Source organism: Sediminibacterium sp. (genome assembly GCF_019264485.1).
In the GTDB taxonomy this organism is placed as follows: Bacteria; Bacteroidota; Bacteroidia; order Chitinophagales; family Chitinophagaceae; genus Sediminibacterium.
The window spans coordinates 1-25,382 of sequence record NZ_JAHVAA010000015.1 but is presented as its reverse complement, the minus strand read 5'-3'; the positions used below and the strand labels follow the sequence as shown (position 1 = coordinate 25,382).

Genomic DNA, 25,382 nt, shown 5'->3' with positions numbered 1-25,382 from the left:
TTTGTTAATATTGTTACTATGAAAAAGCAATCCATCTTTCAGTTATTATTGGCTGCCCTGTTTTTGTTGGGTAGTACAATTGTATCAACGGCGGCTACTGTTGATACAATTGATGTTCAGAGCAAGAGTATGCTTAAGAATATTAAAGCTGTGGTCATTACTCCACAAGGGTATGATGCGAAAGCAGGAAAAAAATATCCGGTAGTGTACCTGTTGCATGGACACAGTGGCAATTACCGCTCCTGGGTAAAAGATGTTCCATCCATAAAGAAAGCAGCAGATGAACTGGGATTGATTGTCGTTTGTCCCGATGGTGGTTTTAACAGTTGGTACATCAACAGTCCGGTAGATACTTCGGTAAAGTATGATACCTATATTACACAGGAACTGATACCGTATATTGATGCAAATTATACAACCATTCCGGATAAAAAAGCAAGAGCTATTTCAGGCTATAGTATGGGTGGACATGGCGCGCTCTACCTCGGTATTAAACATCCAGATCTTTTTGCCAATGTAGGAAGCATCTGTGGAGGGGTAGACCTTCGACCCTTTCCAAATAACTGGCAACTAAAAAATATTCTGGGCGATTTGCAGTCGAACCCTGCTAACTGGGATGCTTATTCGGTGATTACTATGGTAGATGTATTAAGCAAGGGGCAACTGAACCTGATGATTGATTGTGGAGTGGATGATTTTTTTCTTGCAGTAAACCGTAAACTGCATGAAAAATTAGTTACACTTAAAATACCCCATGAATATATTGAGCGGGATGGAGGTCATACCCGAAACTACTGGGCCAATAGTGTAGACTATCATTTCTTCTATTTCAAGCGAATGTTTACCCAGGCTGGTTATTAATATCTCCCCGTAAACTCCGTTTCCTCTCGTTCTCTGCGGCGAATGATAAAAGCCTGTTCATCGCAGAGAACGATAGGATGCAGAGTAGAAAAAAGAAAAGCAACCTCTTGCCAAGGTTGCTTTTTTACTGCATTAGATTGTACAGTGAGCCCCGTTATCAGTCACTATATTTACCACCAGCAGTAACCCAGTTTGTAATTTTTTGTTTATCACCTGCAGATAATTGTCCGCCCTGTGGCATGAATGATGGATTGCCATCAACTGCCCTTGCTTTAATACGTGCAGCGGCATTTACGATATTACAGTCGGTACCAAAATTTTGTCCGCCCTGTGCTGCAGCACCCGTATGACAGCTATTACAGTTGGCCACGATTACAGCTTTTACTGCTGCAAACAATGGACCACTTGCATTGGATGCTACGGTTACTGTACCAGATTTTGTACAGCCATCACCGTCTTTTGCAATAATGGTATGATCGCCGGCACTTATATTGTTAAATGTACCTGAGGCCTGGAAGGTACCACCGTCAATATTATAGGTAAAATTGGTGCTGCCACTTGCAGAAGCAGTAACACTACCTCCTGTACAGCCTGCTGCATTGGTGGAACTGAGTGTAACAACAATATTTTTTGTTGCACAGGGGTTGCCGGGTGCAGGAGCGGGTGCAGGAGCCGGAGAATCGCCTCCCTTGCTACAGGCCACAATAATAACTGCTGCTGAGGCCAATGACAGTATAACTGCTGCCGATTTACGTATCTGCTTCATAGATTGTTTTGTATTTATAGGTATATACGCTATTTCTTTTTGGAAGGTTGCCTGATTTGTAAAGAAAAATTCAGGCCGAAACTACTGAGTCTGATACTGCCATACCCTACACCACCCATGGGTAATGAAGCATAGGGTTCAACCAGCAAACTTGTACCGGCACCAATGTTTTTTCTCCATCCGCCCGATAACCTGAGAATAGAGAGTAAGTGCGTATTCCCCTCGGTATAATTGCTGTTGCGAGTTATAGGTTGTCCGTTCCAGTAGTAGGAATAATTATAATTTTCCCTGGTCATGAAATAGGAAGAGATACCCGCGCTTAAAAAGAAACTTCGCTGCTTATTGCCATTGAACTGGTATCTCAACAGGAGCGGCACTTCCCACATATCACAAAAGCCATCTACCATAGTAAGTTTATAGTTCGCTACCCAGCTTCCTTTGGGCGCCGTAAAATCTTCTCCTGCAACGGTATAATTTTTCTTTGTAAACAATACACCTGTGTGCATTGACCAATGATTGTTGAAATGATACCCTGCCAGTATGCCTATATTAATACCAGCTTTGTCGCTGTATTTATATTTAACGGTGCTGGCATCCATACCCGCAACAATTGCAATACTGAATTTACTGTTGGTTGTTTTTGCAGGTTGGGTTATGGTACTGTCTTTTTGCAATGAGTCGGTTATTACAGGTGGGTGATGTGTAGCTGTATCTGTTTTCTCAATGATACCGATAACCGTCTTCGTGTTGCCTGAATCGGCCGTAGGCTGAATGGTATAAAGGGGAATTGTATTTGTACCGGTAGTTTTTGTACCTGTTTCACTCATTTTTTGTGTTGCTTCGGAATCAGTTGTTGATGTCTGGTTGACCGTTATTTTTTTTGTCTGGTTACTGATGGGTAATATATCTGAGACGCGCTTATTTGGTAAAGCAGAAATGTCTTTTTGTTGGATAGTAAATGATTTATTCTGATTAACAGTCCTGTTTTGTTGTTTACCACTGTTAAGCTGAGTAGGAGCCGTATTCTTTTTTTCTGTTGTTAAATCTTCTATGGGGTCTTCCGGTATTTGCTGGATTTCTTTTTTGTTTTCAATTGCACCAGCAGGAGCAGGAGAGATAATCTTTGCTGTTGCAGGTGTTGAAGAAAGTTTTGTATTGTCAGATGGCCATAATGTATACAGTAAACCTGCACCAATAATAGTTAAAGGAAAGAGCCACCAGAAAATAACTCGCCTCTTTCTTTTTTTCTCAACGGGCATTACTTTATCCAAAGCAGCTTCCATTTTATCCCAGGAAGCATTACCCGGTGCTGTATATGCATCGGCGGCCTCACGGCTCAGCTGTTCAAAACTGTTATCGTTACCTGGATTAGACATATGTTTTTATTACGCTTCGTTCAGCAATAATTTTTCTGAGGTTATTCTTTGCTTTTGACAAATTCGACTTCGACGCCCCCACACTAATTTGTAATGCCTGCGATATTTCATCATGACTTAACCCCTCGATTACAAAAAGATTAAATACGGTTCTGTATACCGGCGTTAATTGCCTGGTGGCATCAATAATTTCATCATAGGCCATTTTATCAAGCCCCGTTTCCTGGTGATCGGTAAAACCATCCTGTTCTGTATTATTATCCATGCTGATAATCTTCAACTGCACTTTTCTCAACTGGTCGATACAGGTATTAACAACAATACGTTTGAACCAACCCTTTAACAGGGCTTCTGTATCGCCCTCACGGTTCAGTTCAAAACGGTTGATGTTTTTGAATAGTTTGATGAATGCCTCGTGTACCATTTCTTCGGCCTCTTCCTGCTGATGAATATAACGGTAACTGATCTTCATGGCATAATCAAACAGCCACTGGTACAGCATACGCTGACAGTTACGGTCGTTATTACAACAACCTGTAATCAGGGTCCTTATTTGATCTGTCTCACGGGGCAAAATGCAGCAATATGTTGATGAAGTCCTCTCTGTTAATCTACAATTATTAATGGGTATACGCAAACTTGTATGCGGAGGTTGCCTGGAGTGCAAAAAAAAGCTGCAAGCCTTTGGGGTTAGCTATTAGAGGAGAGTATTAATCATAATCCTATACTAAGAGCTAACAGCTAGTAGCTAATGGCTAATAGCTGCTAACCTCCCGTTCTCCCATCCCTCACTTTGGTTTTTTTCTTGCCTGAGTTCTTTTTTTCGAAGTCCATCACTTCTTTGGGCTTATTTTTTACCGATGCAGTGTCCTTTTTCACCGATGTGCTGTCCGCTTTTTTTACCATTTTATCGGGATTTCCGGGCTCTTTTCCCGGTTCCACAAACTGATCCAGAAACCAGTTTTCTGTGCGGATAATCTGTCCGGTAACCGGGTCATAAAAACGCCAACGGCCATGTTTAAGGGCATTGCCGCTTACTTTAACAATCACCTGTTCTACTTTGGTAGGGTCATTAACATCCTGTACATCTACAGTATCAAATTGTTTGGCAGGGTTCATGGCGCGCCAGCCTTCTTCGCGCTCTAAGCCTGTCATAGTAAAGTATCTGCTGGTTCCGTCTCTCAAACCCCAGCGGTAATTTTCTACGGCAATCATATCACCCATAAGGTTAAAACGGCGCCAGGTTCCTTCTTTTTTTCCATTTATAAAACTGCCTTCTTCCTCATAACCACGTTCACCCCTGATGGGAGGAACATCTACCTTCCAACGCCCCTGTTTAAGTCCGTTTTTGTCCACACAATTAATGGTATCCCGCTTTGATGTGAGCTTAAAACTCACACACTGGGCAGCCGATGCCAGCGAAAAGAAAATGAACAATGGTAGTGCGATCAAACGCATAATCGTTTAAATTGGCCATCCCAAATTACCAACTATTTACATTTGTATGAGAAAATTAACAACTGCTTGCTTCCTGCTATGGTCTATCATTGGCGTGGCACAGGTGAAGCCAACGTCTGCCGATGTTCGCATGAAAGGCGTTCAGCAAAGAAAACTGTTACAACAACAGTCACAGGCCAACAATACCAGCTTCCGTAATATCGGGCCTACCGTAATGAGTGGCCGTGTGGTAGATATGGAAGTAAATCCCGATGATCCCACCGAGTTTTATGTGGCTTATGCATCGGGTGGTTTATGGCATACCACCAATAATGGCCAGAGTTTTACACCCATTTTCGATTCGGAAGATGTACTTACCATTGGCGATATCGCCATCAACTGGAAAACAAGAATACTCTGGTTAGGAACTGGTGAAGTAAACAGCAGCCGTTCCAGTTATGCGGGTATTGGTGTATTCAAAACCACCAATAATGGTAAAAACTGGGAATACCTGGGTTTACCGGAGAGCCACCATATCGGTGAAATTAAATTACACCCGACCGATCCCAATACTGCCTGGGTAGCTGTATTAGGACATCTTTATTCTTCCAACAAGGAGAGAGGGGTGTACAAAACAACTGATGGTGGTAAAACATGGAAATTGACCTTATCGATTGATGCCAATACCGGCGCTGCCGATTTAGACATCAACCCCAATAACCCCAATGAATTATATGCTGCCATGTGGTATCGTACCCGTTCTGCTTCCAATTTTGAGGAAGGCGGAAAAACCAGTGGTATTTATAAAAGCACCGATGGTGGCGAAAACTGGCAACTGATTTCAAAAGAAGGATCCGGTTTCCCGAGTGGTGATGGTGTGGGCAGAATTGGTTTGGCCATCTACCCATCAAACCCCAATACCATTTTTGCTGTAGTGGATAATAATTTCCGTCAGCCTGCTGGCTCACGCCCAAATGCTGCGGATACCAGCCGTTATGTACTGGCCGATTTTAAAGACTTAAGCAAAGATCAGTTTCTGGCATTGAATGATACCAAGCTAAATGCTTTTGTTCGTTCTCCCAGAAATGGTATTCCAGCCAAATACACGGCTGCTTCATTAAAAGCTGCAGTAAGCAATGGTACGCTGGCTCCAACTGCTATATGGGATTTTTTATATGATGCCAATACTGCATTATTTGAAACACCCATCTATGGTGCACAACTCTATCGCAGCGATGATGGTGGTGCTACCTGGAAAATGACGCATAAAGATGGTATCCCCAATCTTTACAGCACTTACGGATACTATTTTGGTAAAGTATGGGTGAGCCCCACCGATGATAAGAAAATTGTACTCACCGGTGTAGGTTTATTAATGAGTACCGATGGTGGTGCTACTTTCAAACAGATTGGAAAAGAAAATGTACACTCCGATCACCATTATGTATGGATCAACCCCAAGCGCGACAGCCATATGATTAATGGCAATGATGGGGGCTGTAATATTACTTACGATAATGGAGATCATTGGTTCAAGGCCAATACACCGGCTGTTGGGCAGTTCTACAATATTACTGTTGATATGGCCCGTCCATACAATGTATACGGTGGTTTACAGGATAATGGTACCTGGTTTGGTTCCAGCACCACTCGTGAAAATTACGACTGGTACGATGGTGGACATAACCCCTACACTTCCATTGGTGGTGGTGATGGTATGCAGGTGCAGGTAGACTGGAGAGATAATAAAACCGTGTACAGCGGTTCTCAGTTTGGTGCTTACAGCAGACAAACCATTGGCACCAGAGAAAGAAGAGGTGTGCGCCCTGCACGAGATCTGGGAGAAACACCACTGCGTTATAACTGGCAAACACCTATTCTGTTGAGCCGTCATAACCAGGATGTATTCTATTATGGAAGCAATAAGTTTCATCGCAGCATGAATCGTGGCGACAGTCTGGTAACCATGAGTGCCGATCTTACTACCAATCCACAACAGGGTGATGTGCCTTTTGGTACATTAACTACCATGAGTGAGAGCCCGTTACGTTTCGGACTCATTTATGTGGGTTCTGATGATGGAAATATTCAGGTATCAAAAGATGGTGGATATACATGGAGCCTCATCAATAAAAAATTACCAAAGGGTTTGTATGTGAGTCGCGTTATAGCCAGTGCATTCAGTGAGTCGCGTGTATATATGTCGTTGAATGGTTACCGTAACGATCATTTCGAAGCCTATGTATATGTGAGTGATGATTATGGTACTACCTGGAGACAGATCATGAAAGACCTGCCTGCAGAGCCTGTAAACGTTGTGAAAGAAGATACGGAAGATGGCAATATACTCTATGTAGGAACCGATGGTGGCTTATACGTAAGCATCGACGGCGGTAATACATCGATGATGTGGAACAAAGGAATGCCCAACAGTGTTCCTGTTCATGACCTCGCTGTTCATCCGAGAGATGGAGAAATTGTGGTGGGAACACATGGCCGCAGTTTATACATCGCTAAACTCGATGAACTACGTAAGCTCGCAAAGAAAAAATAATTTTTAATGTAGGATGTCTGATGTTTGATGTCGGATGTCTGATGTCTGATATGTGGGTTTAACCTACATATCAGACATCTGTTTTTATGCCTCCGTGCAACTCTGTGGTTAAAAAAGTCTAAGTTATAAAACCACAGAGTTACACAGAGTAAGGCACAGAGTTGCACGGAGTTTTTTTTAGTAATACAGAATCCCCTCTTATATATCCAACATCCGACATCAGAGATCTGACATCTGACATCCGACATCTGCGATCCAGATCATCCATTTCTCCTGACGATCCACAAATCCTGTCTGCCTGCTTTCCCGGGATGACTTGCTCCATCGAAATGGGCGATGAGTGTGAATTTTTCTTCCAGTAATTGTTTAAATACTTCGGGCTGATGATAGGTGCTCATCATTCTATGTCCGGTTACCGGATAGTCAGTATTGTAAATTCCTTGTTCCCTTGTTTGTTGTTGTCTTACTGCAGATAGTTGTTGAATGAAATAATTCCCATGTGTGGTAATCCATACAATGCCACCGGGTTGCAGTATGCGGTATAATTCGTTGAGCCAGTTTTGTTGGGCCGATGCAGGAATATGTGTAAGAACAGAAAAACCAATGATTAAATGAAATTGCCCGTTGGTAAAGGGTAGTGGGGGCTCATGTGTTTGCAATACAAAATCAACACCATCAATATGTGCATGGTTCCATGTAATGGTGTTTGTATTGGTATCGGAGCCTGATACAGCAGCATGGGGAAAAAACTTTTTCAGGTGTCTTGTAATTCTTGCGGGTCCACAACCCCAGTCTAAAATAGAAGGGTTGGCAGGCAGGTATTCTTTTACACTATCCAGTATTTCATGGGCGGTAAGTTCACCGTCTTCCATATATTTTTTGTAATTCAGTTCATAGGATTCGTATAAAGTATAGGCATCGGGGAGTGGTATGCCAGGATATTGTTTCCTGAATTTTCGGTTAATACCTGCATATTTCAATTGCTGCCAGTAAAAAACCAGCAGGTGGGAGAGTTTAGGAAATAAAGACTTGAATACAGTTCTCATATGAATAGGGAAAGATACAGAGAAGCGGGGTAGAATGTAGGATGTCAGATGTCAGATGTCAGATGTCAGATGTATGATGTCTGATGTCTGATATGATGAACGCAGCTTGAATTGGAGATGCTGCTACTGATCAATATTCTCCTTGAAACGCTCAAAGGATTCCCATGGAGAGTTGCGCATCGTAAAGTTCGGAGTTGGAAGGAGTTTTTTGAATAATACAGGAACCTGCCTTGTCTTAAATCACTTTGCATGATTGAAGCCAATATACCGCACTTCACTTATTTGTATCACCGGCTGAATATTGGTATAGTTTTTAAAGTCATTGATCACGGCTTCCCTGTTTTGTGCTATTGCTTTATTGTAGTCAGCTACATCTTTCACATAGAAATAACCGATAGCCAGGTAAGGTACTTTGTCTGTTGGCGTTCTGCCGGCGATGCCCTTGTCTATTTCATAGAATTGGAGATTTTTACCCAGAAAAGCCGCTACCATGGGCATATGTGTTTGCTCATAGTAGCCCATGTCGAAAGTTTTGCCCTCTCCGTTGGGGTATAGAATGGCCACTTTAAACAATTCATTACCTGGAGATGAAGCGTGTATCAGCTGACCTGTTTTACAACCAAACAAGCCAATCAGGGCGATGAGTAACAGGAGTTTAATTTTCATAGAATTTGCTTTAAATGATCGTCACTATTATAGAATAAGATGTGCAACTATTGTTGTACCCAATAGTCCAACACAGTTACTTTATCCAATATGCCTGGTAATAGTGCTGTAAATGCTTTATGTGATGGGTGTACTAAATAGTCGTCTCGATCTTTTTCGCTGGCGAAGGTGAGTAAGAAACAATGGGTGAGGCCATTGTTTAGTTTTTCCGGACTGTTATTTGTACCCCATTCAAAGTTTTTGATGATTTTTATCTGACCGGGTAATTTTCTGAATGCCTCAACCGCTTTGTTGATGGAGGCTGTATCGGCCTTGTCCTTCCAGCCAAATAAAACCACATGCCGCAGCTCTTTTTTAACTGTTTGCGATTGCAGAGTACTAGCAGTAAAAACGATCAATGCAGTGAATAGCAGTATTTTTTTCATCATTTTATTTTAAGTGGTTTTAAAAATAGTTATTTGTTATCACTTACACTGTTTTGGTGAATACTTTGGAGCTTATCAGCTCCTGAGCAGCGGCGGCTTTCAAAACTAACGGTCTTTTCCGTAAGAATACGTTCACAGCATTCAAGTGAACCCTGTAACGTTTTTGCTAATCAATGAGTTGTATTGGGAAGAGGGTAGATGGACAGTATCTGGTAATAAGGGGGCGTAGGTGAAAACCAGAGTATAGTAAAGAAGGCAAGGGTAGTGTTTAGCTAACTGTGTAACGGTGTGTAGGAGTGCAATACCTGAAAATAGAAAAGGGAGACAGATTTTCATGATCTGTTATGATCAATCATAACAATCATCAGCGTTCCATCACATTCGTATTTTTGTATGGGCAATTCTGTCGTAAATACTGCTCACTCCTTTACTACTGATAATACTGATAAAATAAGCCAATGCTGTTATCTGAGGAACCAGCAGTATAACCCATACCCATACCGGGACTTCGATTTTCTCAGCGGAATAATATATTATCCAGTGAACGCCTGTATGCGCCAATTCCCAGGGCAGGAATTTGAAGAAGTTTCTTATAATGAGGGTATTCCTGGATTGATCAGCCGGCGTTTGCAACGCTATTTTCTGCATTTTTTTACCAATAGTTCCCTTCCATTTACTTTTTTCTGAACAATAGAAATACAGGAAAACGGGTAAGGTTAAAGTGAAAAAACCTGTTAGCTGTCCTTTTACCGGATCTGTACTCAAGCTAATCCGGGTGAATGAAGTGATACTGTTTGCAATAAACAATAACAGCATAGCATATCCGATAATGATCAGGTAGTCAATAAAAGCTGCTTTTATTCTTTTTATCAGAAGAGTTGATAGGGGCATATGTACATTTACTGTTTCTCCAGATGGGATATGATAGGTAAATTATTAAATATTTAGACAATTGTCTAAATATTTATTTTTAATGGTTATATTTGGATCAATGAACATTGTTTTTAAGGCACTGAATGATCAGACCCGCAGAGATATTCTGAAATTGCTGAGAAAAAAAGATATGACAGCGGGAGAGATAGCGGATGCTTTTAATATAACTAAACCGAGTATATCGCATCACCTTGATTTGCTTAAACAGGCAAACCTGGTAACGGCTGAAAAAGAGGGGCAATTTATTTTTTATTCACTCAATACTACTGTAATTGATGATGTAATGAGTTGGTTAATCAAGCTAAAAAAATAATGTATGAAAAAACTGCTGCGCGAAATCTTATTGCTACTTTTTGTATGTATCCCGCTTGGCTTATTGTATACAAGCTGGGCATCTATTCCCGATACCATACCAGTGCATTATGGCCTGACCGGAAAAGCTGACCGGTTCGGCAGTAAGGAAATACTGTTGTGGCTTTTACCGGTGGTACTTGTACTGATGTATAGTTTACTGGCCCTCGTACCATTCATCGACCCGAAGAAAAGAATCACAAATACTCAGGGAAGTTTTTACAGTGTGCGACTCGCCGTAATGATGTTCATTTCCATTGTATTTATCAGTTATTTATTGTCGCTTACCGGCAACTGGAATTTCTCGAATAGTATTCCCTTACTGATGATGGCTTTTATTACGGTAGTAGGTAATTATCTGCCCGTAGTAAAGCCCAATTATTTTATTGGTATCAGAACCCCATGGACCCTGGAAAATGAGCAGGTATGGGCCAAAACACATCGTTTTTGTGGACGTTTATGGGTTGCAGCAGGGGTATCTGGTTTTGTAACTGGTATTATATGGCCATCATTACCATTGGCTATTTATATCGGAACTATTGTTTTACTGGTTATTGTATCAGTTGCTTATTCATATATGGTCTACCGTAATCAGTTGGTGCGATAAGGTTAGTTCTTACAGGTTTATCCAAAAATAAAGCTGAGTTTTTTTTAATAAGCCTGAAATCTGTTTCCAGGCCGGGCTGTTTTATGGCCGCTTGTGGAGGCCATGGGCTTTCTGTTTTATAATTCATACCATTTGTCATTATTTCCGGCGGCACTTTATTGTGAGACTATTATTTTGTTGATAATAGTATTATTCGTGGATGATGAGAATTCATTTGCCTCATACACACTGAACAAACCAAATCAATACCCATGTTCGATCTTTTAAACAAGTTGAAGCAGCAATTATTTTTACAGGTATTTACTGTTTACCTGCGTTACCTGATTGGTGCCGCTTTTATTATAGCTGCATTTGGAATGGGAAAGATGAATGGCAACTCCAATCTCCTCCAGTCGATGAATAGCCCTATTAATCAATTGCAGCCCATACAGCAGTTTTTCAGGGTAATGTCTGACTCGGGACTGTATTGGCAATTTATTGGCTGGAGCCAGATTATAGCCGGTGCCTGTTTAATGACCCAAAGACTGGCTCGCCTCGGTGCTTTGATTTTCTTTGGATTGATACTGAATATCTTTATCATTACGCTGTCATACAATTTTAGTGGTACACCTGTTATCACTGGCTTGATGTTGCTGGCGGCTCTTTATTTGTTGATATGGGATCTGCCGTCATTCATGCCCATCATCCAAAACTCATTTAATTATTCTCCTGTAAAACTCACATTAGCGGATCATTCTTTCTGGATGATACTTGGTTGGGTAATGGTATCTTCTATTCTGATACTGGCATTGGTACACCAGCATGTGCCCCTGCAATTAGGGGTTGTATTTGCTGAAGGGTTGTTTGGATTTATATTATATATCGGTTGGATAGGGAAGAAGGGTACAACAGTATAGTTGGTTTTTGGTACTTGGCAATGAATGCTCCATACAAAACCTGATAACCTGGCCTGTATTGTAAAGTGGTCAAATTCCACCACCTTACAATAGGGCTTGTTAGTTTGTTATCCGGTTCCCGGAAATTCAAGTGTATGACGGGTTTGTTTTCACAATATTTTTTTTGCTGAAAACCCTGCAGAGAAAGAAATTGCCCGATCATTTTGTTGAAGCCAACAAAATGATCAAACGGTTTACTGGTAAGGGTTTCATTGAAATTAACAGCCGCAGTATTTCCGATTTTTTACCTGCGGCGATAGAGGAAAACATCGAAGGAGCAATCCGCCAGGGAGAAATAGTATAACTATAGCTTACGACCAGACAGAAAGAAGGGTTCAGCATTTTTGAGGAATGAATATTCACTATACAGTACCGTACTTCCCGCAAATTTCTTCACAATTGCTTCACAAATTACAAACTACGCGTTAGTCGTAGTGATGGATACTATATTGTGTAATCATTTGTTTTATTCTTTGAATAATAAACCTGGTACAGGTGTATAACACTGAACGCAATATTTCAATTAATGAACAATAAAAATATGCCGATGAAAAAAGAGCTTATTGTAGCATTATTGCAAAAATTTGAGCAGGCAGCTTATGAGTACAAGGGCATTGAATGCTGGAGTGCCAGAGAACTGCAAAAAGTATTTGACTATGCCGAATGGCGTAATTTTTTAAAAGCCATTGATAAGGCCAAAATTTCCTGTAAAAATGCAGGAGAAAAAGTGCCCGATCATTTTGTTGGCTTCAACAAAATGATCGAACTGGCAAAAGGAGCACAACGGGAAGTGGAAGATATTGCCCTTACCCGTTACGCCTGCTACCTGATAGCCCAAAATGGAGATGTTTCTAAAAATGAAATTGCATTCGCTCAAACTTATTTCGCTGTGCAGACACGCAAGCAGGAAATAATCGAACAAAGGCTATTAGATATTGCCAGGGTAACGGCAAGGGAAAGGTTAAGCAGGTCGGAGAAGAAATTATCGGCCATCATATATGAACGTGGCGTTGATGATAAAGGATTCGCCCTTATTCGAAGTATGGGAGACAAAGCCTTGTTTGGAGGCTTTTCTACCAATGATATGAAACGAAAATTGCAAATACCGGATAATAAACCACTGGCAGATTTTCTGCCAACACTTACCATAAAAGCAAAAGATTTTGCAACTGAACTTACCAGCCATAATGTAGTGGAAAAAGAGTTGAAAGGGAAAAAACAAATCGGAGAGGAGCATGTTGAGAATAATACCGCTGTACGAAAAATGCTCAAAGAAAGAGGCGTACAGCCAGAAAATCTGCCTGCGCAGGAAGATGTAAAGAAAGTAAAACGCAGACTGGCGATCGAAGAAAAGAAAGTAAGTAAAACGACACAGGTATTGACCAAAAAGAAATAGCATTACATGTCTTGAAACGATCATTTTGTTGAAGCCAACAAAATGATAAAACTCTTTTGTGGTAAGGTTTTCATGGAAATGTGGAGATGATGCAGAAAACCCTGCGGGAAGGATTAAAAGGCACTAACAGTCATCTTTTATTTTAGCAGCGCTTTTAAAAAAAGAAATTCTAAGCGATGCCTCCCTTTCAAGCAGAAGGCTTTAGAATGGTGGTGTTGCGCTGCTCTACAGCCAGGATGTACCTATTTGTTTTCATAACAATGCAAACCTATAACACAAAAGCGTGCATGGGGGGTGGCAGGGGTGGTGCCACCCCTGCTAACAGTTTGTAAATGAAACAGTAGTAATTAAAAAATAATTTCGCTCCAATGTAAAACCTACCCTAAAGGGTGGCATTCTTCGGAAGCGCTTCGGTAAATGGCATTATTCCTTCGGTTTTTGCCGTATATCCTTCGGAGATCCTTCGGGAATGCTTCGGGTGTTCTTCGGGATTTCCCGAAGGAATCCCGAAGCGGCTTCGGGAAATGCCGAAGGAAATGCGAGGTAAATACGGCTATGATGTAAAGAGCAACAGAATAAATATAATAGAAATGCACTGCAACTTATGGCGGTTTCGGAATGTTCCAAAGCGTATGTACTCCTAATCCCTGCGGAAAAGGGAGTTTAATTTTTCAGAAACCCTTACTTTTAAACTGCCACCCATATTATCAAGGCTATATGTATTTCACCAGTTTGCCCAATCATAAGACACCGGGGTTTAATGAGGCTTTGCATTTCAGTAAATTCAAAAAGTATAATATTGTTTTCAATGCCTTGTCTGACAAAAGTAACTGTGAACGACATGTAGGCTGCCTCTCACTTAAAACAGTATTGAGTGGAGAAGAATGGTATACTATAGACCATCGCCGGATTGCCGTAAGGCCCGGTCAGTTCCTGATGCTGAATAACGATCAGGAATATTCCTGCAGCATTGAGGGGCCGGAGAAAACAGTCATTCGCTCTGTTTTTTTTAGGGAAGAATTCGCTAACAAAGTGCTTCGTGATATGTTGTGCAGTGAAGATACTTTGTTAGATACCTATGCTGATACAGAAGAAAAAAAGCCTGAATTTTTCCAGACTCTTTCAGCTATTGATTTCGCTTTACAACAGAAATTACAAAACCTCATAACCGTATTGGATGAGTTTGGATATGACACCCACATGGTAGAAGAGCATTTACTCTTTTTGCTCTATGACCTGATTCGTAAACATAAAACAGCACTAGGGTATACAAGAAAGGTAAAGGCGCTAAAGCCGGGTACAAGAGTGGAAATTTATAAACGACTTTGCATGGCAAAAGACTTTATGCATTCCACTTTTATGGATAAACAGGGGCTGCATATGATAACCCATACTGCCTGTTTATCTACTCCGCAACTTACAAGGCAGTTCAAAGCGGTATTTAAAATTACTCCCCATCAATACCTCACACAAATAAGGCTCGGTCATGCCGAAAGATTATTAAAACAGTCAGACATGCCCGTTCATGAAATTACCAGGGCATGCGGGTTTGAAAATACAAGTGCATTCTGTCGTTTATTCAGAAAAGCATATGGCATATCCCCACAAAATTTCAGGACGATCAACTGAAATTGAGTATTTCTGCACATTCACTCTCCAGACTGCAGTATAGTTTTGTGTTATCTGTTGGTTTAAGCAACCCAAAATGGCAACAGCAATCATCGTTTTTCGTAACGGGTTCTGTAATTGCTTTTCAATGACGCTTGCTAAAATTGATTCAACAATAAGGATAACCTATTTCGCTTTATTTAAAACCGTATAATGAAAACAGGCACTTTAATTGCAATAACCATTCTTTTCTCTTTTTCTCAAATCAACTCTTTTGCGCAGGGTAAAGTAATTCCATTGTATTCAGGTGAAATACCTAATTCAAAAAAAACACCTGCACATTATCAGGAAGTGTTGGATACAAACGGATTGTATACAAAAATCAGTATTCCTACCATAACGGTATATACACCCGAAAAAGGTAAAGAAAATGGTACAGCAGTCATTATCCTTCCAAGTGGTGGGTATAGGGTGGTGGTAGATGAGGGTGGAGATTTTGCCAAAGCATTTATCAGCAAGGGAATAACAGTATTTGTTTTAAAATACCGGTTGCCCAGCGATGAAATAATGCAGGATAAAACTACCGGCCCGTTACAGGATGCCCAAATGGCTATTCAATGGGTACGCATGAATGCAAAAAAATATAAACTTGATACCGATAAAATTGGTTTTGTTGGTGTTTCAGCAGGAGGGCATATTGCATCAACAGCAGCTACACACCTTAATACAGTGTTGATTGATAACAAAGAAAAGATAAACCTTCGCCCGGATTTTCTGGTATTAATATACCCCGTTATTAGTTTTACAAAAGCCACAATAAGTGAAGCTACCACCAGAACTGTAGCCAATTTACTTGGAACAAATCCTTCTGAAGACTCGTTGAACTTTTTTAGCAATGAAAAACATGTAACAGCCAATACACCGCCAACATTTTTATTGCATGCAGGTGATGATGAAAGAGTGTACGTAGAACATAGTATACTGTTTTACCAGGCCCTTCAAAAGGCGAAAGTAAAATCAGAATTGCATATCCTCCAAAATGGAGGACATGGTTTTGCTTTAGAACATCCTACAAGAGCTGATAAATGGTTCTCCTGGTGTATTGAATGGCTTCATGAAAATGGATTTGGAAGTCAAAAATAAAATTGGATACAGGTTAAATATTAGTACCCCATATCCCTGCTCCGGATTTAAATCCGGAGCAGGGATATGGGGTACGCCCTGCGAAGTAGGAAAGCGAATTGCAAGTTATTTAGCTGTATTACCAGGATGTCTGGCTCACTTCAATATGGTCTGTGGTGGCAACTGTTTTCCATTTGCCATAGATGCCACCAAAAAGCCTTACAAAAAAATAGTAGATATCAGACAGTTTAAACCCTGTTTGTAAAAGCATTTGTTTGAAAATGATATCCGTTTCTATTCTGCTTAAAGGTATATCTGCTTTAAACTGGTAGAATACATCATGAAACATGGAGCTGTAATAGGTGATGGGTAATTCGGTGCGTACATCAAAACGGCCATCGGGGGTACCCCAGGTAATATCAATAAAAACCCATTTGGGAGAACAGCCATCCCATGCATAGCCCTGGCCGTGGCTTCCTTTTAAAATAATCCGGCCATTATCCTCGATGGTAAGCCAGTCGTTTGAGAAATTTCTGTTGAGAATATTGGTTTGAATAAAAGCATCTTGTTTGTGTACAAACTTGTACACTTTGTTTGGAATGCTGGATGATTTGACCATCGTAGTATATTGAATGTAAAGCAATAACCACAGCAGGTTGGGGGAGCCCCTGTTTGGAAGTATGCAGTATTGAAATTAAGCAGCTTTTCGAATACCTGAAAGATTTTATGAGCCAATTTAAATAATAAAACAGCCTTATCAGTATTATCATCTCTCTGTGGTGATAGAGGAAGACCTTGCGGGGAACAAAGAATTAAGTGTATGTAAGATAGAATGCAGGGAACAATACATTTCAGTGCATACTTTGAAAAGGATTTATTTAAGGTAAGCAGTTTATTTTTTCTTCTTACCTGCCACTTCGAAAGCAGCTTCCATATCAGCTATGAATTGCTCTGCTTCTTTTTTGTTGCGTAGGGCTTTGCCGAGGCTGTCGGTACTTTTTGATACGCGTGTAACAGTACCCTGACGATTTACAGCAGTGCTGCTTGTCGCAAGATTACGCATTTGATCAATTTTTGTCTGTACCGAATTTTTCATACTATAAAGATATTCAATTTTTAATAAATCTTAGTTGGCTTCTTTGTAATCTTTATCGCAAAATCCCCATTCTTTCACCTGCGGTGATAGAGAGAGCAGGAAAACCCTGCGCATAAGGAATCATCCACAACATCCCCAATCTTTCACTTTCGGTGATGGTATAAGACCGATGTATGGAACGCCCTGCGAGGAATGTGCCCGATCATTTTGTTGGCTTCAACAAAATGATCAAACCCTTTTCCCATAAGGTTTAGCGAATTTTAACATTCGCCGATATTTGTTTTTATTAAGGTTCTCCAAACATGCATAGAAGACGAGGTGGGGATATACTGCGAAGAATGAAAGGAGTCCTACGGAGAGGAGCATTCCAATCGCAGATCGGATTTGCGACGAAGGGGCTTTTGGTGTAAAGCCTCGTTGTATCTATTGCTTGTTACCTGTGTATTTTGGTGAGTTGTACTGAAGCGTTTTGTATCTTAACTACCTATAAAATCTTCCATATTCTTTGGGCTGATCACATGTGTGGTTGCATCCGGATAATTGGTAGTAAAAGTTTGTGGGAATCGAACCTTTGTTTTGTCAGTCCATTTAAATTCATAAGCGGTAAGCTTTTCTCCATTGTTTTCAATTAAATCAATTTCCTGTTGTTGAGTAGTCCTCCAAAAATATTGTTCAACATCCATGTTGTTGTACCGCAGGTATTTCATTCTTTCTGCCATAAGGTAATTCTCCCACAACGCGCCAATGTCTGAGCGCGCGCTTGCCGCACTAAAATTATTAATGACCGCATTGCGAACACCGCAATCATAGAAATATACTTTTTTACCTTTCTTTATTTCATTCCTTACATTCCTGCTAAAGGCTGGAAGACGAAAGAGTACAAAGGTTTTTTCCAGCAAGTCAATGTATTTTTCAACAGTTCCTTTGTCCGCTTCTACCATTTGCCCCAGTTCATGATAACTGATTTCGCTGCCTATTTGTAAAGCCAGTGCTTTTAAAAGTTTTTCCAGCAAAACAGGTTTCTTTACCTGTTCTAACATCAGCAGATCTTTGTACAGATAACTGCCTGCCAGTAATTTTAAGAGCTCCTGCGATTCAGCTTGTTTCGTAACAATTTCAGGGTAATAGCCGTACACCAGCCGATGCTCAATAAGTCGTTTTTCAGCAAGTACACCATGGTGCTGTACCATTTCGGCAAAACTTAACGGATACAACATGAATTCATATTTGCGCCCCGTTAATGGTTCATTTACCTGGCTCGATAGCTCAAATGCTGATGATCCGGTAGCGATCACCTGTATATCTTTCAACTGGTCGGTAAAGAGTTTGAGAGTGAGCCCGATATTAGGTATCCTTTGTGCTTCATCAATAAATACTATCTGGTTGTTGGCAGTAACTGTTTTTAGCCTGGTAGATGTTGTATTGGTTAATAGCTCCCGTACATCCGCTTCATCACCATTAAGGTAAAGCCAGGGTTTTGACTGCATTTTTAGTAGTGATTCTATCAAAGTTGATTTACCGCTTTGCCTGGGGCCAAATAACAGGATGGCTTTCCCTTTAAAAAAGCGGGAGGAAATGGTAGTTTCCAGCACTCGATTTATCATTATTTTAGATTGTAATCACTAAATTACATAATATTATTCGATTTGAATCGCCAAAATGAAGTAATTTTTTATGTCAGATAGCAGACAGGGTTTGTGGAGAAGGGGCTTTTTAAGATAGCATGTAAAGAAGAACGGAAACTTATTACTCATGCTCTCAGCATATGAGCGGGAGACGATGCGTTGCTGCACAGCTAGAGTGTATCTATTTTTTTTAGCTGTGTATATTAGTTTGTGTTATGCGAGATTGCTAAGTAATTATTAGATAGCCTCTGTGTAACCTCTGCCGCAACGCGTCCCCATTCTCTCACCTTCGGTGACAGAGGGAGACATGCGGGGAAAACCCTGCGGAAAATGAAAGATATATTATTTCTAAAATAGGATTCTCTTTTCCCTTCCCTTAAGTAGAGTTTGTTATAAGATGATACGATCGTGTTATATCGAGAATGAAGAGACCCTTCGTTGCAGTTTCCGACTTACAGTCGGAATGCGCCTCAGGGTGACGGGCAAGGGGTGGGGGAGCCTGCTGGTGTGATTGGCAAAGCCAATCACACCAGCTTTTTACCCGCCTGAAACGTCACCCTGACGAGCATTACGATCGCAGATCGGATTTGCGAGGAAGGGTCTTTTTCTTTTTAGTGCAGTATGGTTGTGTTTATGGATGGTTACCTGTTTATGTTGGTTGGTGTTATGCGAGAGCGTTGTATAATTATTAGCCCGCCTCTGTGTAACCTCTGCCGCAACGTCTCCATTCTTTCACCTGTGGTGATAGAGGGAGACATTGCGGAAAACATTGCTCAAAAAAAATGATCAAACTACGATGGATAAGGCTTATTAGTGGTTGTAAATAAACCTTGCCATGTCCATACCCCTTTAGCATCCTGCAATATTCTATATAAATCATATAATCCAGGATCAGATGATTCATACACAATAAACAGGTTTATTGTTTGATTGCTTTTTCTAAGCAGGTAAGATATGATTGGCTTGTTACCTACTTCAGATGCAATAGGTAATCTTCCATACCAGCTCCATTCACCTGTACTACTATTGAGCCAGATTAAATAAAGCTGATTGTTCATACTCTGAAATACACACTGTAAGTCATTATTGTAGCTATTGTCTATTTGAACCAAAGTAAAATTAGTGTTTGAATCTCCGGGGAGTCTCTCATAAAAGGCCCAGGAACCATTATTATTGTCTTGCCGTATAACATATGCGAGCCCATCCTGCCCTGTGAATACGGCCTGTAAATTACCATTGTTACCCTTTCCTAGTTGGACGGTACTAAGATGCAAAGCATAGTTGGGAGGGGTAATACTATTGTTTGGAGGTAACCAGTCCCATGTCCAGTTGCCGGATGAATTGTCCTGGCTGAGTAAAGCAGGTGTTCCTGTTTCATTAATTAAAACTACTTGTGCATTTCCATTGAAGCCAGTATTTACAGCTATCCAGTTAAAGTAGCCGAAATAAACAGGTTTATTTGGCATAAGCCCATACCATCTCCAGGTGAGGTTGGTCGTTTCCTGATATAGAAGGCCAACCTGCCCTTTATCAGTAAGTACAATAACGTATGCAATGGTTCCATTAAAGCAAAGAGCTGGTATAGCGGCGATTGCTTTAAATTTTGCATCTGTTTTTCCATCTATCGTCTCTACAAATTTTTGATATGGAGTAGGTTTACTATGAGGTAATAAAATACGATAGTATGGGAATCCATTGATGAGTGAAGCTTCAATAGCTTGTCCTGTTGCATCCATACCCACACTATGCTGCTGGCTGTAATTGGTTTGGGTGGTTGCATTTACAGAACTGTTTGCAGCCTGTGCCGAATTGTTGGTTTCTTTCATTGCTGTTAAATAATTTTTGGTTGCTCGTTCCTGGTTTCGATATTTTCTTTATCAATTGGTTTTCACAGTATTCAATAATACTATGTAGGATTACTTTTAAAACTATTCATTTTACCTATACCTTCAAAAAAAATAATAGAGGGTGCTGAATCATCCATATTCAAATAAACAAATCGATGAGTCGTTATCGTGTGTTGGAGGGAGAGGGTACTTTTAATTGAGAAGATGGCAGCTTTTTACGCTCGCGCTTTGTCACCCTGCCCGAAGGACTTCTATGGAGAGGAGCATTCCGATCGCAGATCGGATTTGCGAGGAAGGGTCTTTAAGATAGAATGTGGGAAACACCCTGCGTAGAAGGAAAACCAATGACTTCATACCCCGAAGGGGTTACATAAGGTAGCCCCATGATAAAATATATTTCATTACCCCGGAGGGGTAGCACTGCATAAGTACAGCTATTCGTTTCACATGCATTCTGTGTTTAAGCTATTAATTCATATTTAGGGAAACATCTTTTGTAAATGATAGTGTCTGTTATCCGGGCATGTGTTACCCCTACGGGGTAATGGAATGTCTTGAGTGGGGGCTTGTATTACCATGTAGTACCCCTCCGGGGTAGGAAGCGAGGGTATTTCAACCGCAGATTGGATTTGCGGGGAAGGGGCCTTTTCTTTTTAGTGCAGTCTGGTTATGTATACGGGTGGTTACCTGTGTATGTTGGTGAAGTGTTATGCGAGAGTGTTGTGTAATTATTGGCCTGCCTCTGTGTAACCTCTGCCGCAACGTCCCCAATCTCTCACCTTCGGTGACAGAGGGAGACGTCGCGGGGAACACCCTGCGTAGAAGGAAGTAATGATTAACCTGCCTCTGTGTAACCTCTGCCGCAACGTCCCCAATCTCTCACCTTCGGCGACAGAGGGAGACGATGCGGGAAACACCCTGCGGAAAAGGAAGGACTCCTATGGAGAGGAGCATTCCGATCGCAGATCGGATTTGCGAGGAAGGGTCTTTAAGATAGAATGTGGGGAACACCCTGCGGAAAAGGAATTATTAGCCTCACTCTGTTTAGCCTCTGCCGCAACGACCCCATTCTTTCACCTGTGGTGATAGAGGGAGATAATGTAGGAACCCTGTGGTGCAAAAAATCATTTAGGGCTTTTATTTATATAAATATATTTTCTAAAATCATTTTCAAGCATTTGAGGGGAATATGTAATTTCTACTAAGGATTGCTTTAAGCTGGTGTCCTTGTTTAATTCAATAAAATATGTCCCATCTGAATATTCTTTTAGAGTGTCATGGAAATTATATAAAACATATTTGATTTGTGGTAATAGTATGTACCCTTTGCGTTTTACTTCAAAATGGGCAATTTCATTTATTGTATAAAATTCTTTCTCGACTTTATATTTTATATCGGCTGCGAAAACCGACAATGTAATGAAATAAATTGTTAGAAGAAATGGGGTTGTTATTAGTACCCACGGATTGATTTTCATTATTAACCTAAGGATATTGATTCTTAGCAATATGAAAAAAGAAATACAAATTATGATGCCCAAAATGAGGCCGCCACTTTCCATTAAAAACTTAGTTTTGAAAGATGCAAAAAAACTATGTGATACTAAAGAAGTGACACTCAATATGAACATTATACCCCAGACAGAGAATAATATTCCTTTACTTTTATAAGCTATTTTTTGAAATTTCTTTAGTCTGTTGTATTCGTGGTCTTCTAGTCCAATTTGTAGACCATTGTTTAGCATAACAATGAATGATAGTATTATACAGGCAAATGACAAATAATGTGCTAAGCCAAGGTATAATAAAGCTAAACTGGCTGGATCTTCAGTTGTTAAATCAACAATGGTAGAGTATAAGAAAAACCATAAAATTATTGAACTAGTAAATACACCAAAAATCAGAGATGTGTCTAATCGATTATTTGAATTCATATTTATACTTTTAATTATCTAGTCAATAGCATTTTACTACATTATTTCTCCGAAGGGTCTTTTGTTGTTCAGTATAGTTATATTTTAGTGTATGTTATTCGGTGTTATACGTGCATGCTAAGTAAATATTAACTATCTTTCGCCGCAATCTCCCCATTTTTTCATCTGCGGTGATAGAGTGAGACGTCGGGGAACACCCTGCGGAAAAGGAAAGTGTCAATTGTCATTACCTTATTATCTGTTACTATATTAATTGTTGACGATGCTTTTTCATTTGAATTGTCTTGTGAGCAGGAAAGTAATAAAAGCAATAGGCTTGTTACCAAAAATGTCGGAAAAAAATTATTTTTCAAGGTCATTGTATTTCTTTTTAATGCAGTGTGGTTGTATTTATGGGTGGTTACCTGTGTATGTTGGTATTTGTTAGGCAAGATGGTTGTGAAAGCATTAACCCACCTCGGTGCAACTTTTGGAAAGTTTCGGAACTTTCCAAAAGTTAATTCTCAGATCGGATTTGCGTGGAAGGGTCTTTTTCTTTTTAGTGCAGTCTGGTTGTGTTTACGGGTGGTTACCTATGTATGTTGGTGAGTGTTATGCGTGAGTGTTGTGTAATTATTGGCCTGCCTCTGTGTAACCTCTGCCGCAACGTCCCCATTCTTTCACCTGCGGTGATAGAGGGAGACGTCGCGGGGAACACCCTGCGTAGAAGGAAAGGATTATTATTCCAATAATCCTTTGTTTTTTAGTATTTCGATATATCCTTCTTCATCAAGTGGACAGTTGATTAAATCAAAAAAATCGGACTTGCTAATTTGACATTGTTTATGCATTTTGCTAATTAACCAGTCATTAATTTCTTGATCATTATGACTTATTTTGGTTTTTGCAACTACTTTCCCATTGTAATAATATAAATAGAAATGGTGATCCCCATCACTTAATCTAAATCCCTTCTTAAGTAGAGATTGTCTAGCTTTTTTGGAATCAATTATGGCCATTATTCTTTAGTTATTTCTTTGATGTATGAATTCATCATTATTTTTGCCCTAAGTAACCTCTCCGAAAGTTCGCTGTCGTTTAAGCTATTTAGAAGGCTGTAGGACGCATCAAATTCTTTGTACAAATCATGTTCAGCTAAATCTATATTTGGACCTGCTGCATATAAATCCAACATTTCGTTTTCGATAACAAAATTGCCATCTTCTTTATGTACAGTGCATAATAAGGGAGTATGAAGATGGTATATTTTCTCGTCTGTTATAATTTTTTTAGGGGCAATTGAAAGAATAGTGTCTTTATTCTCATACACATCAACAATTGTTCGTCTTTTCCCGATTCTTTGAACTAATGCTAGTAGTTTTTCTGGCTCTTCTGTTTTTAAACGACGAACTTTAGGTTTGAGTAATCGTTCAGATTGGTCTTTGGTGAATTTTGGAATTTTGTAAATCTCTTCAAAACTATTTTCCTTTGGTTTTACAATCGATAACGGGGAGTTTCCAGGTGATATCAAAAAGCCGTATAACTCTTCTGCTATCTCATGTTTAACCTCTGGTAGTTGATCATTTTCAAAAAAGTCTTCGTACTTGCCAGAATTAGCAAGTGCCATTAATGAATCAAATTTTTCTGCAACAACTTCTTTTTGTCTATCAAAGTTTGGGAGGCTAATTTGAAGGCTTTGTCTTATCCGAAATGCTGGCACGGCACTGCCAGGTTTAAAATCGTATAATTCTATATCAAAATCTTTGAGATCAGGAGATTTATTAGTCTCAAGTTCATATTTGGCAAGTAGTCTAATTAATTCTTGTAAATGTTCGAACATATTTTCAACGATTCGAAGAGACAAGCCATTTGTCTTTCCAGCCTCACCGCCTACACGAACGTATACTCCTTTTAAAATGTTGGCCTCCATTAATAAAAAATATTAAGAATTAGATTAAACGAAATGTAACACAAAGTAGCCATTGTAGCCAAATTTATTGTTAAAACTTTGACCGGTTTGTAAGGCAATGAAAGGTGTTAAAATCCAATAATGATTAGTTTAAGTTACTACTGGATACATTTATTTTTGGTTGACATTATTCTTCAGATAGCATAAGTTTATTAAATTCCTCTAATGTTAATATCCCCTTTCCAATAAGAATTTTTCTTATAGACATTAAAATAGAAATTGGGACTAGCTCTTTTTTTCTGAAATATGGCAATACAATTAAAGCATTATACTTGGGATTTCTCAGAATCGAATGTGATCCTGATTGTCTATATAGAATAAAACTAATTAGGGTTAGCTTATTTATTAGTGATTGATATGTGATTTTAATATTCAAAATTAACTCTTGTACTTTATGTTTTTTAACTGAGCGTAAAGAGCTTGTTTATAGCTTGCAAATTTTTGCATTGCTGTTCTTGTAATAACATTTTTTATTGGAATACTTACACTCTTACTTTTCCCTATCGATTTAAGCTTGAAATTTTTAATTGAAGCAAAATAGGCCTGAATGTAAAGCCAATAACTCTTGTTTTTTTTCGAGTCATATACAACTAACATTACTGGGTCAAATTGCTTGAGCCAGAGATTTAAATCTCTTTTATCTACAGGAAAGGTTATAGTTTTTTGAGTAATCTTTAATTTTATATGGTCTGTTGCTTTTAGCTGAATTGTAAGCTTCCCCTAAGTTCGGCCAGTAAGATTAGAGTTAACGACAAAAGTGTTTGTTAACTTTAAATTTTAATAGTCATGAAAAAGGGAAGATTTACCGAACAGCAGATAGTATCTGCGTTAAAGAAACAAGAGGCTGGA

General features: G+C 39.7%; 25 protein-coding genes. 9 read left to right on the top strand and 16 right to left on the bottom strand.

Features of this window, described 5'->3' with window-relative positions; genetic code table 11:
* The first annotated feature begins 18 nt into the window (after nucleotides 1-18).
* Complete coding sequence (locus tag KXJ59_RS14775) at nucleotides 19-861, top strand: alpha/beta hydrolase family protein (RefSeq protein WP_295206338.1); 843 nt, start codon at nucleotides 19-21, stop codon at nucleotides 859-861.
* A gap of 157 nt (nucleotides 862-1,018) precedes the next feature.
* Here the strand turns inward: KXJ59_RS14775 and KXJ59_RS14770 are convergent, their stop codons facing one another.
* The 4 genes from KXJ59_RS14770 to KXJ59_RS14755 form a co-directional block, all read right to left on the bottom strand.
* Entirely contained in the window at nucleotides 1,019-1,627 is a 609-nt protein-coding gene (locus tag KXJ59_RS14770) for a cytochrome c (protein WP_295206335.1), read from the bottom strand.
* Between the two features lie 29 nt (nucleotides 1,628-1,656).
* The gene (locus KXJ59_RS14765; RefSeq protein WP_295206332.1) at nucleotides 1,657-3,003 is read right to left on the bottom strand and encodes a porin family protein; all 1,347 of its coding nucleotides are present in this window, start codon (nucleotides 3,001-3,003) and stop codon (nucleotides 1,657-1,659) included.
* Nucleotides 2,996-3,577 carry an RNA polymerase sigma factor gene (locus KXJ59_RS14760; protein WP_295206329.1) on the bottom strand — a complete coding sequence of 194 codons (582 nt, stop codon included), beginning with the start codon at nucleotides 3,575-3,577 and terminating at the stop codon, nucleotides 2,996-2,998. Before KXJ59_RS14760 ends, KXJ59_RS14765 begins: the two co-directional genes overlap by 8 nt.
* A 191-nt stretch (nucleotides 3,578-3,768) precedes the next feature.
* The gene (locus KXJ59_RS14755; RefSeq protein WP_295206326.1) at nucleotides 3,769-4,461 is read right to left on the bottom strand and encodes a hypothetical protein; all 693 of its coding nucleotides are present in this window, start codon (nucleotides 4,459-4,461) and stop codon (nucleotides 3,769-3,771) included.
* 46 nt (nucleotides 4,462-4,507) lie between these two features.
* Between KXJ59_RS14755 and KXJ59_RS14750 the strand changes: the two genes are divergently transcribed.
* Entirely contained in the window at nucleotides 4,508-6,994 is a 2,487-nt protein-coding gene (locus KXJ59_RS14750; RefSeq protein WP_295206321.1) for a hypothetical protein, read from the top strand.
* A gap of 260 nt (nucleotides 6,995-7,254) precedes the next feature.
* Here the strand turns inward: KXJ59_RS14750 and KXJ59_RS14745 are convergent, their stop codons facing one another.
* The 4 genes from KXJ59_RS14745 to KXJ59_RS14730 all read right to left on the bottom strand — a co-directional run bounded on the left by KXJ59_RS14745 (nucleotide 7,255) and on the right by KXJ59_RS14730 (nucleotide 10,022).
* Nucleotides 7,255-8,040, bottom strand: coding sequence for a class I SAM-dependent methyltransferase (locus KXJ59_RS14745; RefSeq protein ID WP_295206318.1), 786 nt, complete (start codon nucleotides 8,038-8,040; stop codon nucleotides 7,255-7,257).
* Nucleotides 8,041-8,280: 240 nt separating this feature from the next.
* Nucleotides 8,281-8,706, bottom strand: coding sequence for an EthD family reductase (locus tag KXJ59_RS14740; protein WP_295206315.1), 426 nt, complete (start codon nucleotides 8,704-8,706; stop codon nucleotides 8,281-8,283).
* A gap of 47 nt (nucleotides 8,707-8,753) precedes the next feature.
* Entirely contained in the window at nucleotides 8,754-9,134 is a 381-nt protein-coding gene (locus KXJ59_RS14735; RefSeq protein ID WP_295206312.1) for a Dabb family protein, read from the bottom strand.
* Nucleotides 9,135-9,506: 372 nt separating this feature from the next.
* A complete protein-coding gene (locus KXJ59_RS14730; RefSeq protein ID WP_295206308.1) occupies nucleotides 9,507-10,022 on the bottom strand; it encodes an RDD family protein in 516 nt (171 codons plus the stop codon).
* 100 nt (nucleotides 10,023-10,122) lie between these two features.
* On the opposite strand from KXJ59_RS14730, the gene KXJ59_RS14725 reads away from it, so the two are divergent.
* The 7 genes from KXJ59_RS14725 to KXJ59_RS14695 all read left to right on the top strand — a co-directional run bounded on the left by KXJ59_RS14725 (nucleotide 10,123) and on the right by KXJ59_RS14695 (nucleotide 16,104).
* Nucleotides 10,123-10,377, top strand: coding sequence for an autorepressor SdpR family transcription factor (locus KXJ59_RS14725; RefSeq protein ID WP_295206306.1), 255 nt, complete (start codon nucleotides 10,123-10,125; stop codon nucleotides 10,375-10,377).
* Nucleotides 10,378-10,380: 3 nt separating this feature from the next.
* Entirely contained in the window at nucleotides 10,381-11,022 is a 642-nt protein-coding gene (locus tag KXJ59_RS14720; protein WP_295206303.1) for an SdpI family protein, read from the top strand.
* A gap of 251 nt (nucleotides 11,023-11,273) precedes the next feature.
* Nucleotides 11,274-11,918: a hypothetical protein gene (locus KXJ59_RS14715; protein WP_295206300.1), complete on the top strand. Its 645-nt coding sequence runs from the start codon at nucleotides 11,274-11,276 to the stop codon at nucleotides 11,916-11,918.
* 163 nt (nucleotides 11,919-12,081) lie between these two features.
* A complete protein-coding gene (locus tag KXJ59_RS14710) occupies nucleotides 12,082-12,261 on the top strand; it encodes a hypothetical protein (protein ID WP_295206297.1) in 180 nt (59 codons plus the stop codon).
* Nucleotides 12,262-12,504: 243 nt separating this feature from the next.
* Complete coding sequence (dinD, locus tag KXJ59_RS14705; protein WP_295206294.1) at nucleotides 12,505-13,353, top strand: DNA damage-inducible protein D; 849 nt, start codon at nucleotides 12,505-12,507, stop codon at nucleotides 13,351-13,353.
* Nucleotides 13,354-14,070: 717 nt separating this feature from the next.
* Nucleotides 14,071-14,982: an AraC family transcriptional regulator gene (locus KXJ59_RS14700; RefSeq protein WP_295206292.1), complete on the top strand. Its 912-nt coding sequence runs from the start codon at nucleotides 14,071-14,073 to the stop codon at nucleotides 14,980-14,982.
* Between the two features lie 192 nt (nucleotides 14,983-15,174).
* A complete protein-coding gene (locus KXJ59_RS14695; RefSeq protein ID WP_295206289.1) occupies nucleotides 15,175-16,104 on the top strand; it encodes an alpha/beta hydrolase in 930 nt (309 codons plus the stop codon).
* Nucleotides 16,105-16,222: 118 nt separating this feature from the next.
* On the opposite strand, the gene KXJ59_RS14690 is transcribed toward KXJ59_RS14695, so the two are convergent.
* From KXJ59_RS14690 to KXJ59_RS16035, 8 genes are all read right to left on the bottom strand, one after another.
* Complete coding sequence (locus tag KXJ59_RS14690) at nucleotides 16,223-16,702, bottom strand: hypothetical protein (RefSeq protein WP_295206286.1); 480 nt, start codon at nucleotides 16,700-16,702, stop codon at nucleotides 16,223-16,225.
* A 273-nt stretch (nucleotides 16,703-16,975) separates the two neighbouring features.
* Nucleotides 16,976-17,146, bottom strand: coding sequence for a hypothetical protein (locus KXJ59_RS14685; RefSeq protein WP_295206283.1), 171 nt, complete (start codon nucleotides 17,144-17,146; stop codon nucleotides 16,976-16,978).
* 509 nt (nucleotides 17,147-17,655) lie between these two features.
* Nucleotides 17,656-18,783 (bottom strand): ATP-binding protein, encoded by a 1,128-nt coding sequence (locus KXJ59_RS14680; protein WP_295206280.1) that lies wholly within the window; start codon nucleotides 18,781-18,783, stop codon nucleotides 17,656-17,658.
* A gap of 812 nt (nucleotides 18,784-19,595) precedes the next feature.
* Nucleotides 19,596-20,630: a hypothetical protein gene (locus KXJ59_RS14675; protein ID WP_295206277.1), complete on the bottom strand. Its 1,035-nt coding sequence runs from the start codon at nucleotides 20,628-20,630 to the stop codon at nucleotides 19,596-19,598.
* A gap of 1,145 nt (nucleotides 20,631-21,775) precedes the next feature.
* The gene (locus KXJ59_RS14670; protein WP_295206274.1) at nucleotides 21,776-22,585 is read right to left on the bottom strand and encodes a hypothetical protein; all 810 of its coding nucleotides are present in this window, start codon (nucleotides 22,583-22,585) and stop codon (nucleotides 21,776-21,778) included.
* 719 nt (nucleotides 22,586-23,304) lie between these two features.
* Nucleotides 23,305-23,583 carry a hypothetical protein gene (locus KXJ59_RS14665; protein ID WP_295206271.1) on the bottom strand — a complete coding sequence of 93 codons (279 nt, stop codon included), beginning with the start codon at nucleotides 23,581-23,583 and terminating at the stop codon, nucleotides 23,305-23,307.
* Complete coding sequence (locus KXJ59_RS14660) at nucleotides 23,583-24,494, bottom strand: hypothetical protein (protein ID WP_295206269.1); 912 nt, start codon at nucleotides 24,492-24,494, stop codon at nucleotides 23,583-23,585. The genes KXJ59_RS14665 and KXJ59_RS14660 overlap by 1 nt, the downstream gene beginning before the upstream one ends.
* A 417-nt stretch (nucleotides 24,495-24,911) precedes the next feature.
* Entirely contained in the window at nucleotides 24,912-25,241 is a 330-nt protein-coding gene (locus KXJ59_RS16035; protein WP_363266305.1) for a DUF4365 domain-containing protein, read from the bottom strand.
* Between the last annotated feature and the right edge of the window lie 141 nt (nucleotides 25,242-25,382).

Bases quoted from the DNA above. Each gene is read 5' to 3' on its own strand.
- KXJ59_RS14775 (WP_295206338.1), top strand. From the start codon at position 19: ATGAAAAAGCAATCCATCTTTCAGTTATTATTGGCTGCCCTGTTTTTG.
- KXJ59_RS14770 (WP_295206335.1), bottom strand. From the start codon at position 1,627: ATGAAGCAGATACGTAAATCGGCAGCAGTTATACTGTCATTGGCCTCA.
- KXJ59_RS14765 (WP_295206332.1), bottom strand. From the start codon at position 3,003: ATGTCTAATCCAGGTAACGATAACAGTTTTGAACAGCTGAGCCGTGAG.
- KXJ59_RS14755 (WP_295206326.1), bottom strand. From the start codon at position 4,461: ATGCGTTTGATCGCACTACCATTGTTCATTTTCTTTTCGCTGGCATCG.
- KXJ59_RS14750 (WP_295206321.1), top strand. From the start codon at position 4,508: ATGAGAAAATTAACAACTGCTTGCTTCCTGCTATGGTCTATCATTGGC.
- KXJ59_RS14745 (WP_295206318.1), bottom strand. From the start codon at position 8,040: ATGAGAACTGTATTCAAGTCTTTATTTCCTAAACTCTCCCACCTGCTG.
- KXJ59_RS14740 (WP_295206315.1), bottom strand. From the start codon at position 8,706: ATGAAAATTAAACTCCTGTTACTCATCGCCCTGATTGGCTTGTTTGGT.
- KXJ59_RS14735 (WP_295206312.1), bottom strand. From the start codon at position 9,134: ATGATGAAAAAAATACTGCTATTCACTGCATTGATCGTTTTTACTGCT.
- KXJ59_RS14730 (WP_295206308.1), bottom strand. From the start codon at position 10,022: ATGCCCCTATCAACTCTTCTGATAAAAAGAATAAAAGCAGCTTTTATT.
- KXJ59_RS14725 (WP_295206306.1), top strand. From the start codon at position 10,123: ATGAACATTGTTTTTAAGGCACTGAATGATCAGACCCGCAGAGATATT.
- KXJ59_RS14720 (WP_295206303.1), top strand. From the start codon at position 10,381: ATGAAAAAACTGCTGCGCGAAATCTTATTGCTACTTTTTGTATGTATC.
- KXJ59_RS14715 (WP_295206300.1), top strand. From the start codon at position 11,274: ATGTTCGATCTTTTAAACAAGTTGAAGCAGCAATTATTTTTACAGGTA.
- dinD (WP_295206294.1), top strand. From the start codon at position 12,505: ATGAAAAAAGAGCTTATTGTAGCATTATTGCAAAAATTTGAGCAGGCA.
- KXJ59_RS14700 (WP_295206292.1), top strand. From the start codon at position 14,071: ATGTATTTCACCAGTTTGCCCAATCATAAGACACCGGGGTTTAATGAG.
- KXJ59_RS14695 (WP_295206289.1), top strand. From the start codon at position 15,175: ATGAAAACAGGCACTTTAATTGCAATAACCATTCTTTTCTCTTTTTCT.
- KXJ59_RS14690 (WP_295206286.1), bottom strand. From the start codon at position 16,702: ATGGTCAAATCATCCAGCATTCCAAACAAAGTGTACAAGTTTGTACAC.
- KXJ59_RS14685 (WP_295206283.1), bottom strand. From the start codon at position 17,146: ATGCGTAATCTTGCGACAAGCAGCACTGCTGTAAATCGTCAGGGTACT.
- KXJ59_RS14680 (WP_295206280.1), bottom strand. From the start codon at position 18,783: ATGATAAATCGAGTGCTGGAAACTACCATTTCCTCCCGCTTTTTTAAA.
- KXJ59_RS14675 (WP_295206277.1), bottom strand. From the start codon at position 20,630: ATGAAAGAAACCAACAATTCGGCACAGGCTGCAAACAGTTCTGTAAAT.
- KXJ59_RS14670 (WP_295206274.1), bottom strand. From the start codon at position 22,585: ATGAATTCAAATAATCGATTAGACACATCTCTGATTTTTGGTGTATTT.
- KXJ59_RS14665 (WP_295206271.1), bottom strand. From the start codon at position 23,583: ATGGCCATAATTGATTCCAAAAAAGCTAGACAATCTCTACTTAAGAAG.
- KXJ59_RS14660 (WP_295206269.1), bottom strand. From the start codon at position 24,494: ATGGAGGCCAACATTTTAAAAGGAGTATACGTTCGTGTAGGCGGTGAG.